This is a genomic window from Paraburkholderia sp. SG-MS1, assembly GCF_012275575.1.
In the GTDB taxonomy this organism is placed as follows: domain Bacteria; phylum Pseudomonadota; class Gammaproteobacteria; order Burkholderiales; family Burkholderiaceae; genus Paraburkholderia.
In genome coordinates this window covers 4,211-4,808 of the sequence record NZ_NPIH01000295.1, presented here as the reverse complement: position 1 = coordinate 4,808, position 598 = coordinate 4,211, and the positions used below count along the sequence as shown (strand labels likewise).

Sequence of the window (598 nt, the reverse complement as noted above, 5' to 3'; positions counted from 1 at the left end):
CGGCGGGTGGAGCGCGCGAGAACGCTCCTGCTTCAGGGCAAGCTCAACGCGAGTCAGATCGCGCTGGACACGGGCTTCGCGCATCAAAGCCATATGGCGCATTGGATGGGGCGCCTGCTCGGCGTCACACCGCGCGAACTGCTCTTTGCATCGCGCGACCGGACGACGTGAGGCGCGCCGCGTCGCCCGAACGTGGCAGCGGCCAGGCAGGCTGACGACACGCCCGGAGCACGGCACGCCGCGCTCAGCCGGGCGCCGCTCCCGTCAACTGGGAGTACACGTCGTGCGAAAGCTGCAGCAACTGCTGGCGATCGATCCCGCCCGACACCGCGTAGCCAAAATCGCCGTCGACCCAGTAAAACACGTTCACCGGTCCGGACTGATACAACTGGAACGCCGTGGTGTTCGAGTTCATCTTGCGATGCGAGATGCACAGCGTGACGCGCTCGCCATTCGGTCCGCGATACATGAATTGCGCGGTGGGCCCATCGGCGCCGGGCAACACGCGGCCGCCCGACAGGTTGAAGCCGCTCTTCGACAGCACCGAAATGTTTGCGCGGCAAGCGGCGCTCGCGCACGTGGTCTACATGCCGGCGAT

The 598-nt window shown here is 66.4% G+C and carries 1 protein-coding gene and 1 pseudogene; one reads left to right on the top strand and one right to left on the bottom strand.

Going from position 1 to position 598, the window contains the following annotated elements; translation table 11 throughout:
- On the top strand, positions 1-171 hold a 171-nt coding region (locus CIC12_RS32600; protein ID WP_168670675.1), incomplete at its 5' end, for a helix-turn-helix domain-containing protein.
- A gap of 73 nt (positions 172-244) precedes the next feature.
- Here the strand turns inward: CIC12_RS32600 and CIC12_RS32595 are convergent.
- Positions 245-541: pseudogene (locus CIC12_RS32595) on the bottom strand (anti-sigma factor family protein); the annotation flags it as partial.
- Between the last annotated feature and the right edge of the window lie 57 nt (positions 542-598).